The sequence below is a fragment of the Anaerococcus obesiensis ph10 genome, from assembly GCF_000311745.1.
Classification (GTDB): domain Bacteria; phylum Bacillota; class Clostridia; order Tissierellales; family Peptoniphilaceae; genus Anaerococcus; species Anaerococcus vaginalis.
Genome location: NZ_HE978531.1, coordinates 1 through 17,063, shown reverse-complemented (window position 1 = coordinate 17,063; position 17,063 = coordinate 1). Strand labels below are relative to the sequence as shown.

The window sequence follows — 17,063 nt, the reverse complement described above, 5'->3', positions numbered from 1 at the left end:
TATTATGCTAAAACGTTGTTGTCGTTAAATAATTTTTCAACAATAGAAGTTGGTTTTGCACCATTTTTAATCCATTGTTTAGCTTTTTCGTTGTCAATTTTAAATTCTTTTGGTTCAGATACTGGATTGTATGTTCCGATTTCTTCGATGAATTTTCCATCTCTTGGACTTCTAGAATCTGCTACAACTACTCTGTAAAATGGTCTTTTCTTTTGTCCCATTCTTTTTAATCTAATTTTAACTGCCATCATAACCTCCGTATTTTTTAGAAGAAAGGCATATTGAATTTTCTTTTGCCTTTTCTTCCCTTTTTCATATTAGTAAATTGTTTCATCATTTTCTTTAGTTCTTTGAATTGCTTTAATAATTTATTTAATTCATTCATATCAACCCCAGAGCCTTTGGCAATTCTTTCCTTACGGCTTTTGCCAATAATCTCAGGTTTTTCTCTTTCTTCTTTTGTCATAGAAGATATTAAAGCTTCAATCCTTACAAATCCTTTTTCATCAACATTTACATTTTTTAGCATTTTGTTGTTTACTCCAGGAATCATAGCAAGTAAATCTTCAAGCGGTCCCATATTTCTTATTTGATTTATTTGTTCAACAAAATCATCAAGAGTATAGGATTGGTTTCGCATTTTTTCTTCAAGCTCTCTTGCATCTTTCAAAGAAACTTGCTTTTCTGCCTTTTCAATTAGGGATAAGACATCTCCCATGCCAAGAATTCTTGATGCCATCCTGTCTGGATGAAAGGCTTCAAGATCATCAAGCTTTTCGCCTGTACCAATAAATTTAATTGGCTTTCCTACAACTTGTCTAATTGAAAGAGCTGCTCCACCTCTTGCATCTCCGTCAAGTTTTGTTAGAATAACGCCAGTAATATCAAGATATTCATCAAATGTTTTTGCAACATTTACAGATTCTTGTCCAACCATGGCATCAACTACCAAAAGTATCTCGTCAGGTTTTACAACTTTTTTAATATTTTTAAGCTCATCCATCAAATCTTCATCGATTTGAAGTCGTCCAGCCGTATCCATTATAACAACATCATTGTTATTTCTTCTAGCATATTCTTTTGCTTCATTTGCAGTTTGAACAGGATCTTGCTTTCCCTTTTCAAAAACTTCAACCTCAGCTTGTTTGCCCACAACTTTCAATTGTTCAATTGCCGCAGGTCTGTAAACATCAAGAGCTACTAAAAGAGGATTTCTGCCTTCCTTTTTTAATTTCCTGACAAGTTTTCCAGAGTGAGTTGTCTTACCTGAACCTTGCAAACCTACCATCAACACAACGTGAGGAGTAGATCCCTTTAGCTCAAGTTTAGAATTTTCCTTACCCATAAGATTTGTAAGTTCTTCATTTACAATCTTAATTACAGTTTGACCTGGAGTAAGAGATTCCATGACATCTTGACCCATAGCTCTTTCTTTTATTTTTTTGACAAACTCCTTAACTACTTTGTAATTAACGTCAGCCTCAAGCAAAGAAAGTTTTATTTCTCTGGCTACATTGTCGATGTCTTTTTCGCTTAATTTTCCTTTTCCTGTAAGTTTTCCTAAAGATTCTTGTAACTTCTCAGAAAGATTTGAAAAAATCATATTTTCACATCCTAAATTTTATTTATCATTTCATCGATCATATCCATAGCTTCACTTTGATTTGAACTTTCGATCAACTCTCTTAACAAAGACAAATCTTCTCTTAATTGATTTTTTTTCTTATTAAAGAAAGCTCATTTTCAAACTCAAATAACTTGTCAACAGACCTTTGAATCATATCAGAAATTGCCTGTTTTGATTTATTGTTATTTTCTGCTATCTCGTTTAATGATAAATCTTCATTGTAATAACAATTTATGACGTCTTTTTGTTTTTCATTTAAAAGAGAGCCATAAGTGTCAAACAATCTTGCAACTTGTACTAATTTTTCCATATTCTCACCCGTCAAGTATTTTTCTTGACCTATAAAGTATACTAGCAATTCAATCTAATGTCAAGACTTTTTCTTGACTATTTTTTTCTTGAATTTTCAATCTTAAATAAAATTTTTTCAAGCAAAATTAATTTAAAATTTGAAAATATTTTTAATTCTAAAAATTTTCAAAATATTTTAAAATTGAAAATAAAAAATTCCCCAAAAGCGTAGATAAAACCTCAAGCACGAATATCTGACTGCAAAAATTATTGATTTTTGAATTTTAAAATTCAAATCAAAACAATTATTTCCGTATGATATTCTTCGCATGAGTATTTTTATAATTTGTCAAAAGTCTGATTCCCTATTTATTTTTATAAATTTTATTTTGTACAATTATTTTTTAATATTATTTTCAATAAAAGACAATATTTTGATATTCAAAGAAAAAAATTTTTGTTATCATATTTATGATAATGATTATTGTTATGAATTATTTCCTTTGAATTTTTATTTTTAAATTTGCTTTTTTAAATTTTTTTATTTAAATGATTTGAAATTTAAAAAATTACTATTCAAATGAAAATCAAATAATCATTATTTATTAAATTATAATTTAATAGAAAAAATTTAACATTATGGAGGTTTAAATTTTGAAAAAGAATAAAAAATTCGCTACTGCCCTAATTTTGGCTATGGGCTTGGGGGTTGTTAATCCCGTTTATAATTCTTACGCATCTAATAATGATGAAAATATGGTAGAATATAGAGAAAATTCTACTGGCTTTGCTGATAATTTAAATGAAAAAAATCTTGAAAATGAACTTAGCAAGGCACAAAAAGAATTAGATCTTGCAAATGAAAATTTAAAAGCTAAAGAAAATGAAAAAATAGAACTTGATAAAAAAGTTTTATCTTTACAAAATGAACTTAATAAAGCCAATGAAAATAAGAAAAAAGCTGATAATGATTTTATTTCTGCTTACAAAAAACAAAGTGAGGCAAGTGACGAATATATAAATCTTAGCGAAAAAAAGAATAAACAAGTTGAGGCTGACAAAAATTTAGCCAAAGCAAAAGAAGAACTTAATATCGCTAAAAATCAACAAGAAAAAGCAAAAGAGAATTTAAATTTAGCTCAAAAAAATGCTGACGAAAAGAAAAAAGCCCTAGACTTGGCAAATAATAAGCTTGATGATGCTAAGAAAAATGAGAAAGCTCAAGAAGATATTTATGAGAATCAAGCAAAGAAAAAAGCAAGTGATGCCTTGGAGAAAAAAGATAAGGCAAAAAAAGATTTAGACCAAGCGAAAAAAAATTCTGATAATTTTTTGGAAGATCAAAAAGAAGATTTGACAGAAAAAAATCAAAATTATGATAAATCGAAATCAAAAGTTGATGATTCACGCAATTCTTTAAATTCTCAAAATGAAGATTTGGATAAACTCTATGCGTCTATTAAAAATTATGAAAAAGACAAGACTGATATAAGCGATAAAAAGTCAGAACTTAAACAAAATTTGCTAGAAGCCAAAGAAAATATTAAATGGCTTCAGCCGAATAGTGATGGGTATAAGGCAAAACAAAATGAAATTGATGATTTAAATAAGCAAATAGAAGAAATTGATAAAATTTGCAAAAAAATTACCGAAGATTACAAAAATTTATATAAAGAGGCTGAAAAAGAATTTGACATATTTAGAAATTATAATACTAATTTCAATGATCTCAAAGAAAATATCAAAGAAAAAAGCCAAGCAAATGCCAAAAATATTGTAATACAAGAAATTTTAGATGGAAAATTAAACAAGGATAATCTAGAAGAAAAAGCTAAAGCTGCAAATAATAAATTAGGTGACTTGTATTTAAAAAGAAATGGCAAAGGACATGATTACGAAATGATTAATGATGAATTCCACAAGGCTTGGATGAATTTATCACATGCATGTGAAGTTTTGCAAGAGCAAAAAAATATTGCTTACGATTCAAGTAGAGATGAGATTTTCAAAAAAGAAGCCAAAAAACTTATAAAAAAATATTCCGAAGAATTTGAAAATAATCTTGCAATATTAAAGGAAAAACTTCCTCTATTAAAAGAGAAAGCTGATATTTATTTAGAGTCTTTGGAAGAAGTTGAACAAGCAGAAGCTTATGCAAAAGCTTTAGAAAGTGCAAATATTTTGCTTGAACAAGTAGATAAAAATAAAGAAAATCTTAAAAATTTAACCGATTCTTTCAACCAAGCTAATGCCCAATACGAACAAGCACAAAAAGAATTAGAAGAAGCAAAAAATCTCCTAGATTCTAAGAAAAAAGAAATTGAAGCAAATAAAAATTTGATAGCAAAGGCAAACGAAGACCTAAACACAGCCAGCGAAAATTTGAATAAAACAAAAATCCAAAAAGATCAAGCTGACAAAAAGGTCAAAGAACTTGAAGATTTGATAAAAAATCTTACAAATAATTTGCCAGAAAAAATAGACGATGAAAAAATAAATGAAGCTAAGGAAAAATATAATAAAGCAAAAAACGAAGCTCAAAAAGCTCAAGAAATGCTTGAAAAAGCACAAAAAGAAGAAGATGAAATCAAAGCTAGACTTAATAAAGCACATGATGAAAAAACACAATTGCAAAAAGATATAGACAAGGCAAAAGATAACCTTGATTTAGCAAAAGATAATCTTAAAAATAAAAAAGACGCCCTAAGCTTACAAAAAGAAAAAGAATCTATCCAAAAAGCAAAAGCGTCGCTTGAAAATTTATTAAAAACTAGCAAGAAAATAAATGATAAAAATTTAAATAAGGTAATTGAAGAAATAGAAAAAGCTCTTAAAGGCGAAAATCTAACAATAAATGATATTCTTTCATTAAATAACAAATTAACCGACGCCTTAAATAATGTAAAATCAAAACCAAACGATCAAACCCATACATCAAATAATCCTAGTGACAAGGAAAAAAATAAAAATCATCCAGACGAAAAAAATAAAAAACAAGAAGATAAAAACAAAAGAAAGACTCAAGGAATAACCTCTCCAAAAACAGGAATTGAAAGCCTATCCTTTGCAGGAACTTCCTTGGCACTTTCCCTATCAGCTCTTTTTGCTTTAAAAAAGAAAAGAAAATAAACTCACAAACTCTTTAATATATTTTTAAAAAATGAGTATCAACCAAGGTCTTAAAGGCTAGGTTGATACTCATTTTTGAATTTTTAATTTTTTAAAATATTAAATTTTATTATTTTCTTTTACTTTTAAATAAACCTAGGCTTGATGCTCCTAATAAGCCCAAAATTGCTGATAGGCTGCCAACTCCTGTTTGTACATTTTCTCCAGCATTATTTACTTTATTGCCTGTATTTGCTGTGTTTGCTGTATTTGTTGTGCCTGTTTTTTTATTTTTTCTGTTAGGATTTTTTTGCTAGGATTTTGTGGTTTTTGATTTGCCATATCGTCTATGATTTTTACTAAATTTTCATCATAAGCATCTTTTTCGCCCTTCATTGACAAAATATTTCTTGCAAAATATTCTTTACCATAACCAAGTATTTTTCCCATTTCTTCCCAAGTTGTTGCTTTTTGTAATTTTTCATATTTACGTCTCATAGCATCAACTTCTTCTTCAGGAGCAGGAGGTTCTCCATTTATACCATTCATTATTTCAAAACCCAAAAAACCTAACTCTCCTTGTTTACATTTTTCAAAAGCACCCTTTTCATTTAAAAGTTCACTCATTTTATATTCTTTAGGTTTTACTTTCTTTTCGTCTTTTGGTTTTTCTTCGTTAGTTTCTGGATTTTCTGTTTTGTCATCTGGTTTTCCTGTTTCGCCGTCTGGCTTTTCTTCTCCGCCTTCTGGTTTTTCTGTTTCGCCGTCTGGCTTTTCTGTTTCGTCATCTGGCTTTTCTTCTCCCTTTTCATTTACTGGAGCTTTCTTTATAGTAATTTTTTTATCTTCTACAGTTGGTTTTTCTTCTGTTTTTACTGTTTCACTAGTTTTAGCTGGCTCTTTTAAGATTTTTTCTAGTGTTTTTTCTTCATTTGCTTTTGCATCAGGAATTAATAAGCTTACTCCTAGTGCCAAGGCTAGACTTGCGCTTATAATTTTCTTATTTTTGTTCATAAATTTTCTCCTTTTATTTATTTTTTTAAATATTTATCCATAAAGGAAAATTCGAAAATTTCTAAACTATTTCCAATAAAAAACATGGGCAAATTAATCAATTTTACCCATGTTTTTGGTCTTTATTTTTTATGGTCTTAGCCAATCTGGCAATTGTTGACCTTCTTTTTCTTCTTTACTGTCTTCTTTTTTTGGATTTGCCTCTTTAAATTCTTCTACGTTTGATGAATCCATTGTAAATTTGAAATCTATTTCTTTTTTCTCGCCTGCTCTTACAATTTGAATTTTGCAAGTATCTCCTACGCTATAATTTAATAGAATCTTTTTTAGGTTGGACATATCTTTTACTTTTTGTCCATCTATTCCTGTAATTATATCGCCTTTTCTGAAATAATTATTCGCATCATCTGAGATTGATTGTACAAATACTCCGTCTTCACTTCCTACGTTTTTGCTATCTATATTATTGTATTGTAAAAGTAAATCCAAATTTATTCCTGTAATTCCCAAATATACTGAATTAAATTTGCCGTTTTTGGCTATTTCTTTTATAACTTTTTTTGCCAAATTTACTGGAATTGCAAATCCTATTCCATCAGAATTTCCTGCCTTTGCTGTATTAATTCCTATAAGTTGTCCTTTTGAATTTAGCAAGGCTCCTCCTGAATTTCCGGAATTTATTGCAGCGTCTGTTTGCATTAATCCATCCATTTGTGCTCCATTTTGGAATGAAACTGTCCTATCAAGTCCTGAAATTATTCCGCTTGTAACTGTTGATTGTAATTGAAGTCCTAATGGATTACCTATTGCTACTGATTTATCTCCTACTTTTACTGTATCGCTATCGCCTAAGTCGATTGGTTTTAAATTATTTGCCTCGACTTTTATAACTGCAAGGTCCAAGGTTGTATCATTCCAAACAAGTTTTGCTTTTTTTGTTTTATTATTTGAAAACAAAACATTGATTTCGCTTGCATCTCCATTGCCTACAACGTGTGAATTTGTCAAAATATATCCATCTTTTGTAACGATTGAGCCTGAGCCGACTCCTTCAACATAGCCTGTTTGTTGACCTAAAATTGTATTTTGTGTAGTTTTTGTTTTTGTTGTAATTCCTACAACAGAATCTATACTTTTTTCGACAACTGCTCTTTCCATTGTCATCTCATCGTTTGTTGTTATATTTACTACATTATTTTTTTTGGTATTTGAATTTGTATTAGCTTCTTTTTTATTATTATCTGATGTTTTTAATGAGCTACCCAAAAGTGAAAAAACTAAAAATCCACCCAAAACAGCTCCTATAAGTCCTGAAAGAAAATTAGAAAATCCACCAGAACCACGATTTCTTCTAGCCATCTATTCCTCCTTATTATTCTTTCCTATATTATTATATAAAAAATTGTAAATAATATGTTATAGATAAGTATAAATTTGATTTTGTAAATTTCTTTAAATGATTCTTCTAAAATTATTTTTAATTTTTTATAATTAATTTCTTATTTATTTTTTTGAAATAAAAAACAAACCCAGAAAAATCTGAGTTTGTTAGTTTTGTTTTTATTACATTACAGCCATTGCAATTGATAAAATTACAATATTTGCAATCATTACTATAAAGAATGGTTTCTTTACCCATTTCAAATATGTTGAATATTCTACTCTTGCTGCTGCAAGTCCACCCATTACAACTCCTGATGTTGGTGTAATAAAGTTTACAAGTCCACAAGCGCCACAGAAAATCATGATCATTATGTTAGGGTCATATCCTAATTGATGAGCAAGAGATCCCATGATTGGAATTGATAATGCTGCAAGTCCTGATGTTGATGGTACTAAGAATGATAGTAACATGTAAATCAAGTATGCAAGTGGTGCGAATACAAATGGAGAAACTCCTCTTAGCAATTTAGCTGAATTTTGTAGGATGTAGAAATCTAAGTGAGTAGAGCTCATTACTACTGTAATTCCTCTTGCTACTGCTATGATTAAACCTACTGATAATAAATCAGCAGCTCCTGCGATAAATCCATCTACAAATTCTTTTTCGCCAATTTTTGCAACTATAGCTATTACTATACTAGATAGGGTAAATAGTGCTGCTAAGTCTTTGAAGTACCAATATCCTAATGGATTACCTGTCAAGAAATCTGACCAACCAAATGCTTTCAAATAAGCTTCTTCGTCTCCGTGGAAATTGATGTCTACATAAGAAATTAATGATATAATCATTATTGCAAATGTTATAGCAAAAACTGTTAATACAGCTTTGTGTGTTCCAGTAAATTCTAATTCTTCTCCGTTATCGTTAGAGAAATATTCTTCCATAGCGTTTTTTTCGTCAGCGCTTAGAACGGAAGATTCTTTGTTTTCTAATAATTTTTTAGCATAATTCAATACAAATTTTATAACGATTAAATCTGTTGACAACCAAAGGATAACACCTATAACCATTACTGTTGTTGCATTAGATTTTATACCAACTGATTCTAATGCTCCCATAGCTGCTGATGTAGCGAATGGGTTGATTGTAGAACCTAGTACTCCGGCTCCAGCTCCAAGTAGAACTGTTCCTACTGCTACCATTGTATCAAGTCCAGCTGCTACCATTGCTGCTGTGATTAATGGATAAAAACCAATTGTTTCTTCTGCCATTCCGTATGTTGATCCACCAACTGAGAATAGGAACATTAATACTGCAATTAGTCTTCCTTCTTTACCTTTGTTTTTTCTTACTAAGGAACGAATTCCTGCTTCCATAGCACCAGTACTCATTACTATACCGATGAATCCACCAATACATAAAATAAATATAATTAGATCTGCGGCATCCATAAATCCATTTGGAATAGCCATAATAAAGTCACTTAAACTAGCACTTTGTACAGTAACTGTTTCTCCAGCTTTAACTGCATTTATAAGATCTTCATATTTGCCTGGGTCTAATGATTTAATAATATCTGAATCGATTGCTTGACCACTAGCTAATAAAGTTATTAAACATACAGCAGCTAGAACTATCATCAAGATAGAAAATGCACTTAGTGATTTTTTCTTACCTTTTTTCATAGTATTCTCCTATTTTTTTATTATAGTACCTGTCTTTCCTTCTAATGCTTCAGCTGCTTTTTCTAAAGATGTAATTAGTGCAAGACCTTGTTCTGATTTTTCAACAAATTCTAAACAAGCTTCTACTTTTGGTAACATTGAACCAGGAGCAAAGTGTCCTTCTTCAATATATTTTTTAGCTTCATTAACAGTCATTTCTTTGATTTCTTCTTGATTTGGTTTGTTGAAATTGATCATAACTCTATCAACTGCTGTTAATATTACTAACATATCAGCATTTAATTCTTTTGCTAATAATGCAGATGATCTATCTTTATCTATTACAGCTGGCACACCTTGTAATCCTTCTTCTGTATCTATTACCGGTACACCACCTCCACCAACTGTTATTACTATATTACCATTTGAAACCAAATTTTCCACAACATTTATTTCAATGATTTCTTTAGGTATTGGGCTTGCTACAACTCTTCTGTATCCCCTACCTGCATCTTCTACGTATTCGTAGCCGTTTTCTTCGTGTTTGGCTTCAGCTTCTTCTTTTGTTAAGAAACTTCCTATTGGTTTAGTTGGTTTATTGAAAGCTTCATCATCTTTGTCAACTAAAACTTGTGTAACAACGCAAGCTATTTCGGAATCTTTGCCTCTGTTTTTTAATTCATTTCTTATTGATTGTGATAAATGATAACCAATGTATCCTTGGCTCATTGCGCCACATTCTGGAAATGGCATTTCAGGTGTATTTCCACCTTTGTTTGCTGAAAATTCCATTGCGTTATTTATCATTCCTACTTGTGGACCGTTTCCGTGTCCTACTGCTACATCGTAGTTTTCTGATAAATCTACTATTGTTTTAGCTGTCTTTTTTACTAATTCTAATTGCTCTTGAGGGGTATTGCCTAAAGCATTACCCCCTAGAGCGATAACTAATCTTTTTTTTGTCATCTATTAAATATATCCGTTTCTATTTTTATTTTTTCTATTTTAATGTTGCATACATAATTGCTTTGATTGTATGCATTCTGTTTTCTGCTTGATCAAATACTTTACTTTGTTTTCCTAGGAATACTTCGTCTTTTACTTCCATTCCATCAAGGTCATATTTGTCTCCGAATTTTTCGTTTACATCTATACCTGTTGTTGTGTGAAGATCGTGGAATGATGGTAGGCAGTGTAAGAAGATTGCATCATCATCTGCTAAATCCATAACTTTTTGGTTTACTTGGAATGGATGAAGTAATTCAATTCTCTTTTCCCAAACTTCTTTTGGTTCTCCCATTGATACCCAAATGTCTGTATAAACTGCGTGAGCACCTTTTGCTGCTTCTTCTACGTTTTCTGTAAATTCTACTTTTGAACCGTGAACTTTTGCAAATTCTTTTGCTTCTGCAATTAATTTTTCATCTGCCCATAATTCTTTTGGACCGCAACCTGTGTAGTTGATTCCAAGTTTAGCACATGCTACCATTAATGAGTTGCTTACGTTGTTTCTGCAATCGCCCATAAATACAAAATTTAATCCTTTTAGGTAACCAAAGTTTTCTTTGATTGTAAGCATATCAGCAATCATTTGTGTTGGGTGGAAATCATCTGTAAGACCATTCCATACTGGAACTCCTGAATATTTAGCTAATTTTTCTACTAATTCTTGGTCAAATCCTCTGTATTCGATTCCATCATAAAATCTTCCCAATACTTTTGCTGTATCTTCGATTGATTCTTTGTGTCCCATTTGGCTTGAACCTGGATCAAGGTATGTTACTCCCATTCCTAAGTCCATTCCAGCTACTTCAAATGAACAACGTGTTCTTGTTGAAGTTTTTTCGAATAATAATACTATATTTTTTCCTTCTAGATATCTATGTGGTGTTCTTGTTAATTTTAATTTTTTGAATTGTTCACCTAGATCTATTAGGTATTTGATTTCATCTTCTGTTAGGAATTTTAATCCTAGTATACTTTGTCCTTGTAAATTTACTGGCATATTATTATCTCCTTATTTTGAAATTTTTTCAATATTTTATATTATAACTTTGTTTAAATTTTGTAGACTAACTTACTTCTTATAGTTCTCTTTCTAATGGCATTGACATACATCTTGGACCACCACGACCTACTGTTAGGTTTGATGCATCTAATTCTAATACTTCAATACCTTCTTTTCTTAGTACTTCGTTTGTTACTGTATTTCTCTTGTAAACTAAAACTTTTCCTGGAGCAAGTGTTAATGTGTTTGAACCATCATTCCATTGTTCTCTTTCTGCAGCTATTGGGTCTCCACCACCACATGGGATTAGACGTACTTTTTCGATTCCTAGTGCTTTTGCTAAGATTTCGTCTAATTTTCCTGAAGCTGTTTCAATGTGTAAATCATTGTTTGCTTCATCTTTTGTTATGATTTTAACTTCCATTTCTTTGATTATAGCTGGATGGTATGTGAATGCATCGTAATCGATTTGTGTAAATACTGTATCTAAGTGCATGAATGCTCTGTTTTCATCGATTTTTAATGCGTAGATTTTTTCAATCTTGTTTTCATTTTCTCCAAAGAATAATTTTTTAGCTAATACTTTGATTGCTTCATATTGTGTTCTTTGTGAAATACCAATTAATAGTGTTGTTTCATTACCGTTGAATGTATCTCCACCTTCTATATGGTATTCGTTATCTCTACCATAAAGATTTGGAACATTTCCTTTGTATTCTGGGTGGAATCTAAAGATATAATCACAGTAGATTGTTTCTCTATTTCTTGTTACAGAATACATTCTATTGATAACTGCACCGTTTCCTACTGATGCAAATGGATCTCTTGTAAAGTATAGGTTTGGCATTGGGTTAATTGCAAGATATGATTTTCCTACAACCATTTCATGAAGATCTTCTTCTGTGAAAAGTCCTAGTTCTTTTAATGTTAAACCAGCCATTGTTTTTTCAACAAATTCTTTTGTATCTTCAATTTTTTCTAAATATTCTTTAGCTTTTGCAAGGATTTCTTTATCTTCGCATCCTGTTTCACTTAAATATTGTTCTAAGAAAGTTTCTCTTAAACCTTCGTTAGCATCTAATGTTTCTGTCATTAAATCTTCAAGATAAACAACTTCTACTCCATTATCTCTCATGATATTTGTAAATCTATCATGTTCTTCTTGAGCTAATGCTAGATCTGGAATATCATCGAATAATAGTTCTTCAAGAGTTGATGGAGTTAAATTTAATAATTCATCTCCTGGTCTGTGAACCAAAACTCTTTTTAGTGGTTTAATCTCGCTTGTTACTTGAATCTTTTTCATAATTCCTCCTAAAATATATATAAATAGAGTGTATCTCTTTACTTGAATAAAGTTTCGTTTTGATTTTTTCATTCAAGATAAATTTTAGAGCCACTCATATCGTTTACATCAATAGTATACTCTAACCGTTTCATTTTTACACGACAAATTTCGGATAGTTTATTGTAAATTATATTCAAATGAAAATGTTTTTATAAGTGTTTTTATGAAAAATTATTAATAAATGGCTAAAAATTAGTAAATTAGCTTAAAATATTATATAATATAAGTATATATCAAACTAAAATTAAAGAGGTTATTTATGGTTATAAGTAATATACAAACCAAAATTTCTGCAATTTCAGATTTATCAAAAATATGTAATTTTGAAGTAGAATTTCAAGACAGCTCTACCACTACTTTAATTCACAGTACAGCAAGACTTCTTTTGTTCAAAAAAGGCAAGGGAAAATTTATGATAAACGGGGTTGAGTATCTAATCGAAAAAAATACCATGATTTCTATTCTGCCTTGGGATATTACAACTATCACTGATGTTACAGAAGATTTGGAATTTTACAAAATCGTATACAATTTTCAAATTATAAATGACGATTTGAAAAATATTTGTAATTTTAGGAAAAATCAAATAAATTCTATAGAAGTTTTATCAAAAAATCCTATAAAAATTCTTGATAGCAAGGCTTTTCATGATATGAAAAATTCCTTTATTGAAATCAAAGACGAAGTCGGAAATGACTCTTTCCAAGAAGAAATTGATGAAAAACCATATTCTGATGAATATCTTATTTCATCAATTATAAGAATTTTAATTAAATTTTTAAGATTTGAAAACAAAAATGAAATAAGTACCAAGCAAAATTATGAACATCAAATTCAAATTAATCAAATTCTTAGGTATATGTATTCCCACATGAGCGAAAAATTAACACTTGACAGACTTGCCTCTACATTTTTCATTAGCAAATCAAGTCTTACAAAATATTTAGAAGAAAACATTGGATTTACTTTCTCAGAATTATTAAATAGGATTAGATTTTCAAAAGCAATCGACTTACTAATGTTTTCTGAAAAAAGTCTAAATGAAATTGCAAAACGCGTTGGCTATACAGACTCATCACACTTTACAAAAATATTTGAAAATACTGAAGGAATCAATCCTGGCGAATTTAGAAATTATTACAATATTAAACAAGTTAGTCTCAAACAATCTGAGGCAAAACTTCTTGATAGTGTTATAAATTATGAAATCAAAAACTATACTGACACAGATCTTACAATTGGAAAAGTAGCCAAAGAATTTGGCATTTCAACATCTGAAGTAAACAGATTAATTTATTTCCAATTTGAAAAAAATTTCTACGAATATTTAGATTTTCTTAGGATTTCAAAAGCATGTGAAATGTTAAAAACAACAGATTTAAAAATAATAGATATAGCAATGAAAGTCGGGTATAATTCAACAAGAACTTTCCAAAGAGCCTTTAGCAGAATAATTGGTGTATCCCCTAATAAATTTAGGACAACAATAAACTACCAAGACTCTGAAGGAAATATAATATAGTAGGAAAAAAGAAAAGGAGAAAATTATGAAATTTATAGCAAGCGAATCTTTTTGGGATTTATTCCCTGAAGCAGAAATAGGACTTATCCTATTTAAAGACATAAAAATGGAAGAAAAATCAAATAGAGAAATAAGAGACGAACTTGATAATGCAAACGAAAAAGCTCTAGATTATCTTACAAAACCAGTATTTAGCGAAAATCCAGTAATAAAAGTGTGGAGAGATGCCTTTAAATTATTCAAAACAAAAAAAGGAGCACGCTGTTCAATAGAAGCCCTATTAAAAAGAGTGGCAAAAGACAAAGACGTTGGAAGTATCAATCCACTAGTTGACATTTACAATGCTGCATCATTAAATTATGCCCTACCATGCGGAGCTGAAGATATAGACAAATTTGTAGGCGATGTAAAACTTGAAATCACAGAAGGAAATGATCCTTTCCAAGCTATAGGAGATGACAAAGACTCCCCAACCCTAGAAGGCGAATTATGCTATAGAGATGAAAAAGGCGCAATTTGTAGATGTTTTAATTGGAGAGATTGCCAAAGAACAATGATAACAGAAGATACAAAAAACGCAATACTTTTTATGGAAAACATAGATCCAGATAGAAAAGACGATTTGAAAGAAGCAATAAACTATCTAGCAGAAAATTTAGAAAAATATTTGGAAGGAAAAGTAGAAATTCACTTTTTAACAAAAGATAATCCAAGCATAGAAATCAAATAGAAAAAAATGTCTGTTGCAAAATAAAAATAATCAATAATTAGAGAAATTCAAAATTTCAAAGACTTAATATTGATTATAAAAAAATTTTGCAACAGTTTTTTTATGCAAATTTACAAAAAATAAATCAACGCATATAAAGATAAATACAAAATAATTAGAAAAAATAAAAAAGCAATAAAAAAGACCTCTAGCAAAACTAAAGATCTAAAATTCTGGCGCGGCATTGAGGATTCGAACCCCAGGCCTACTGGTCCGTAGCCAGTCGCTCTATCCAACTGAGCTAATACCGCTCAATATTTTTTATAAAAATATTGGCGCGCCTGAGAGGAGTCGAACCTCTGACACACGGATTAGAAGTCCGTTGCTCTATCCAGCTGAGCTACAGGCGCAAATTAAAAATATAATCTAAAAAGATATTTGGCGCGCCTGAGAGGAGTCGAACCTCTGACACACGGATTAGAAGTCCGTTGCTCTATCCAGCTGAGCTACAGGCGCATAATTAAAAATATAAGTTTATTAATATCTTAACAATATAATATGGTACTATCATTACCTACTGTAATATAGATTATACCACAAAATTTTAAAAATAAAAATAATTTATAAAAAAAATGGAGCGGGTGAAGGGAATCGGACCCTCGCAACCAGCTTGGAAGGCTGGGGCTCTACCACTGAGCTACACCCGCATAAAATTGGAGCGGAAGACGGGATTCGAACCCGCGACCCTCGCCTTGGCAAGGCGATACTCTACCACTGAGCCACTTCCGCAAATAATATAAAAGGAAATAACAAAGTGAAAGCTAAAATAAATTATTAAATTAGCAAGCACCCAATTCCTATTTTTATTTTTAATAAACGTTAAAATTTATAATATAAAGGAAAACCTTAATATGGAGCTGATGATAGGACTTGAACCTACAACCTATTGATTACAAATCAATTGCTCTACCAATTGAGCTACATCAGCAAAATGGATTTCAATTGAAATCCAAGTCCTAAATTAAAAGGACAAATATCTGGCGACTTAGATGGGACTCGAACCCACGACCTCCGCCGTGACAGGGCGGCATTCTAACCAGCTGAACTACTAAGCCATAATTAAAATAGCCTAATATTAAAAATATTATGGTGGAAGTAACAGGGCTCGAACCTGTGACCCCCTGCTTGTAAGGCAGATGCTCTCCCAACTGAGCTATACTTCCATTAGGTGACCCTACTGGGATTTGTATCTGATAAATTATCCAGTAGATGATTTATCCCGAAAACTACATAAATATGTAAATAAAGTTTTCGTGTCCCATGTGAGGTTTAAAATCTAAAAGATTTTAAATCTTCAAGATGAGCCCTTGGGCAAATCTGAAGAACAATACCGTCGTGACACGGTGGTTTCCCTCTAAAACGAAGGATAAATCTCTTTTTAATATAAAGATTAAAAGTCGGCTTGTTGACAAAGTTGCTAGCAACTTTGAAACACCGCGACATCTGACCTTCATACCATTTGCTTTGCAAATGGTGATAGGTCATTATGGTGACCCTACCGGGATTTGAACCCGGGATACCGCCGTGAAAGGGCGATGTCTTAACCGCTTGACCATAGGGCCTCAATCATTATTATATTCATTAAACATACTTTTTTTTAACTTGCAGCAAGCTACAAATGTCTTAGTCAGCTTGTTGACAAAGTTGCAAAAAACTTTGAAACACCGCGACATCTGACCTACCATCAATTTATTTCATAAATTGGGTTAGGATCATAAACCGCTTTCTAGACCTATCCCAATGAGCGTAAGCAAATTGTTGGAAGGTCTGATGCAACTCATTTCCCAGGAGGCTTTAGCCGACTGGCTAGAAATGATCTGCTGACCATAGGGCCATAAAATTATAAAAAAATATAAGTGGTGACTCCACCGGGATTTGAACCCGGGATACCAGCGTGAGAGGCTGGTGTCTTAACCACTTGACCATGGAGCCTAAAAGCTCCATGCTGGTTAATAAGCTAAGAGCTTATAAAAAAATGGTAGCGAAGAAGAGACTTGAACTCTTGACACTCCGGGTATGAACCGAATGCTCTAGCCAACTGAGCTACTTCGCCACATGGTTGCGGGAGTAGGATTTGAACCTACGACCTCCGGGTTATGAGCCCGACGAGCCACCAAGCTGCTCCATCCCGCGCTATAATAAATGCTAAGTTATGAGCTACTTGAAGCTATATCTATTTAAAGAAACATTGGCGCTCAGGGTGGGGCTCGAACCCACAACCTACCGGTTAACAGCCGGGTGCTCCACCATTGAGCTACCTAAGCACTCTAAATAAAAAAATCTTATATAAATACCTTCTATTATTAAAAATAGAAGATATTTTTATAA

At 31.2% G+C, this 17,063-nt stretch carries 12 protein-coding genes and 13 tRNA genes; 3 read left to right on the top strand and 22 right to left on the bottom strand.

Annotation, left to right across the window (positions count from 1 at the left end; translation table 11 throughout):
* Positions 1–2: 2 nt before the first annotated feature.
* From rpsP to ylxM, 3 genes are all read right to left on the bottom strand, one after another.
* Positions 3–248 (bottom strand): 30S ribosomal protein S16, encoded by a 246-nt coding sequence (rpsP, locus tag HGAG_RS00145; protein ID WP_019117400.1) that lies wholly within the window; start codon positions 246–248, stop codon positions 3–5.
* A 17-nt stretch (positions 249–265) separates the two neighbouring features.
* Positions 266–1,603 carry a signal recognition particle protein gene (gene ffh / locus HGAG_RS00140; RefSeq protein ID WP_019117399.1) on the bottom strand — a complete coding sequence of 446 codons (1,338 nt, stop codon included), beginning with the start codon at positions 1,601–1,603 and terminating at the stop codon, positions 266–268.
* A gap of 103 nt (positions 1,604–1,706) precedes the next feature.
* Positions 1,707–1,937, bottom strand: coding sequence for a YlxM family DNA-binding protein (ylxM, locus tag HGAG_RS10235; protein WP_019117398.1), 231 nt, complete (start codon positions 1,935–1,937; stop codon positions 1,707–1,709).
* Positions 1,938–2,572: 635 nt separating this feature from the next.
* Here ylxM and HGAG_RS00120 point away from each other — a divergent pair.
* A complete protein-coding gene (locus tag HGAG_RS00120) occupies positions 2,573–5,047 on the top strand; it encodes a coiled-coil domain-containing protein (protein ID WP_019117396.1) in 2,475 nt (824 codons plus the stop codon).
* 213 nt (positions 5,048–5,260) lie between these two features.
* Here HGAG_RS00120 and HGAG_RS00115 read toward each other — a convergent pair whose 3' ends face one another.
* The 6 genes from HGAG_RS00115 to arcA all read right to left on the bottom strand — a co-directional run bounded on the left by HGAG_RS00115 (position 5,261) and on the right by arcA (position 12,402).
* Positions 5,261–6,040: a hypothetical protein gene (locus HGAG_RS00115; RefSeq protein WP_019117395.1), complete on the bottom strand. Its 780-nt coding sequence runs from the start codon at positions 6,038–6,040 to the stop codon at positions 5,261–5,263.
* 129 nt (positions 6,041–6,169) lie between these two features.
* The gene (locus tag HGAG_RS00110) at positions 6,170–7,399 is read right to left on the bottom strand and encodes a S1C family serine protease (protein ID WP_019117394.1); all 1,230 of its coding nucleotides are present in this window, start codon (positions 7,397–7,399) and stop codon (positions 6,170–6,172) included.
* Between the two features lie 204 nt (positions 7,400–7,603).
* Entirely contained in the window at positions 7,604–9,109 is a 1,506-nt protein-coding gene (locus tag HGAG_RS00105; RefSeq protein WP_019117393.1) for a YfcC family protein, read from the bottom strand.
* 9 nt (positions 9,110–9,118) lie between these two features.
* Positions 9,119–10,054 carry a carbamate kinase gene (gene arcC, locus HGAG_RS00100; protein ID WP_004839169.1) on the bottom strand — a complete coding sequence of 312 codons (936 nt, stop codon included), beginning with the start codon at positions 10,052–10,054 and terminating at the stop codon, positions 9,119–9,121.
* Between the two features lie 34 nt (positions 10,055–10,088).
* Entirely contained in the window at positions 10,089–11,093 is a 1,005-nt protein-coding gene (argF, locus tag HGAG_RS00095) for an ornithine carbamoyltransferase (RefSeq protein ID WP_019117392.1), read from the bottom strand.
* A 79-nt stretch (positions 11,094–11,172) separates the two neighbouring features.
* Positions 11,173–12,402 (bottom strand): arginine deiminase, encoded by a 1,230-nt coding sequence (arcA, locus tag HGAG_RS00090; RefSeq protein ID WP_019117391.1) that lies wholly within the window; start codon positions 12,400–12,402, stop codon positions 11,173–11,175.
* 301 nt (positions 12,403–12,703) lie between these two features.
* Between arcA and HGAG_RS00085 the strand changes: the two genes are divergently transcribed.
* Both HGAG_RS00085 and HGAG_RS00080 read left to right on the top strand, forming a co-directional pair.
* Entirely contained in the window at positions 12,704–13,966 is a 1,263-nt protein-coding gene (locus tag HGAG_RS00085; RefSeq protein ID WP_019117390.1) for a helix-turn-helix domain-containing protein, read from the top strand.
* A 25-nt stretch (positions 13,967–13,991) separates the two neighbouring features.
* Positions 13,992–14,696, top strand: a complete 705-nt coding sequence (locus tag HGAG_RS00080; protein ID WP_019117389.1) for a B3/B4 domain-containing protein — start codon at positions 13,992–13,994, stop codon at positions 14,694–14,696.
* 213 nt (positions 14,697–14,909) lie between these two features.
* Here the strand turns inward: HGAG_RS00080 and HGAG_RS00075 are convergent.
* The 13 genes from HGAG_RS00075 to HGAG_RS00015 all read right to left on the bottom strand — a co-directional run bounded on the left by HGAG_RS00075 (position 14,910) and on the right by HGAG_RS00015 (position 16,999).
* A tRNA-Arg gene (locus HGAG_RS00075) sits at positions 14,910–14,986 on the bottom strand.
* A gap of 22 nt (positions 14,987–15,008) precedes the next feature.
* Positions 15,009–15,085 (bottom strand) — tRNA-Arg (locus HGAG_RS00070).
* A 29-nt stretch (positions 15,086–15,114) separates the two neighbouring features.
* Positions 15,115–15,191 (bottom strand) — tRNA-Arg (locus HGAG_RS00065).
* A 117-nt stretch (positions 15,192–15,308) separates the two neighbouring features.
* Positions 15,309–15,382: transfer RNA gene (locus HGAG_RS00060), tRNA-Gly, on the bottom strand.
* Positions 15,383–15,389: 7 nt separating this feature from the next.
* Positions 15,390–15,464, bottom strand: a tRNA-Gly gene (locus HGAG_RS00055).
* A 123-nt stretch (positions 15,465–15,587) separates the two neighbouring features.
* Positions 15,588–15,663: transfer RNA gene (locus HGAG_RS00050), tRNA-Thr, on the bottom strand.
* 50 nt (positions 15,664–15,713) lie between these two features.
* Positions 15,714–15,790, bottom strand: a tRNA-Asp gene (locus HGAG_RS00045).
* A gap of 32 nt (positions 15,791–15,822) precedes the next feature.
* Positions 15,823–15,898, bottom strand: a tRNA-Val gene (locus HGAG_RS00040).
* A 324-nt stretch (positions 15,899–16,222) separates the two neighbouring features.
* Positions 16,223–16,297, bottom strand: a tRNA-Glu gene (locus HGAG_RS00035).
* A gap of 295 nt (positions 16,298–16,592) precedes the next feature.
* Positions 16,593–16,667 (bottom strand) — tRNA-Glu (locus HGAG_RS00030).
* A gap of 44 nt (positions 16,668–16,711) precedes the next feature.
* Positions 16,712–16,788 (bottom strand) — tRNA-Met (locus tag HGAG_RS00025).
* Positions 16,789–16,791: 3 nt separating this feature from the next.
* Positions 16,792–16,868 (bottom strand) — tRNA-Met (locus HGAG_RS00020).
* Between the two features lie 56 nt (positions 16,869–16,924).
* A tRNA-Asn gene (locus HGAG_RS00015) sits at positions 16,925–16,999 on the bottom strand.
* Positions 17,000–17,063 lie beyond the last annotated feature (64 nt).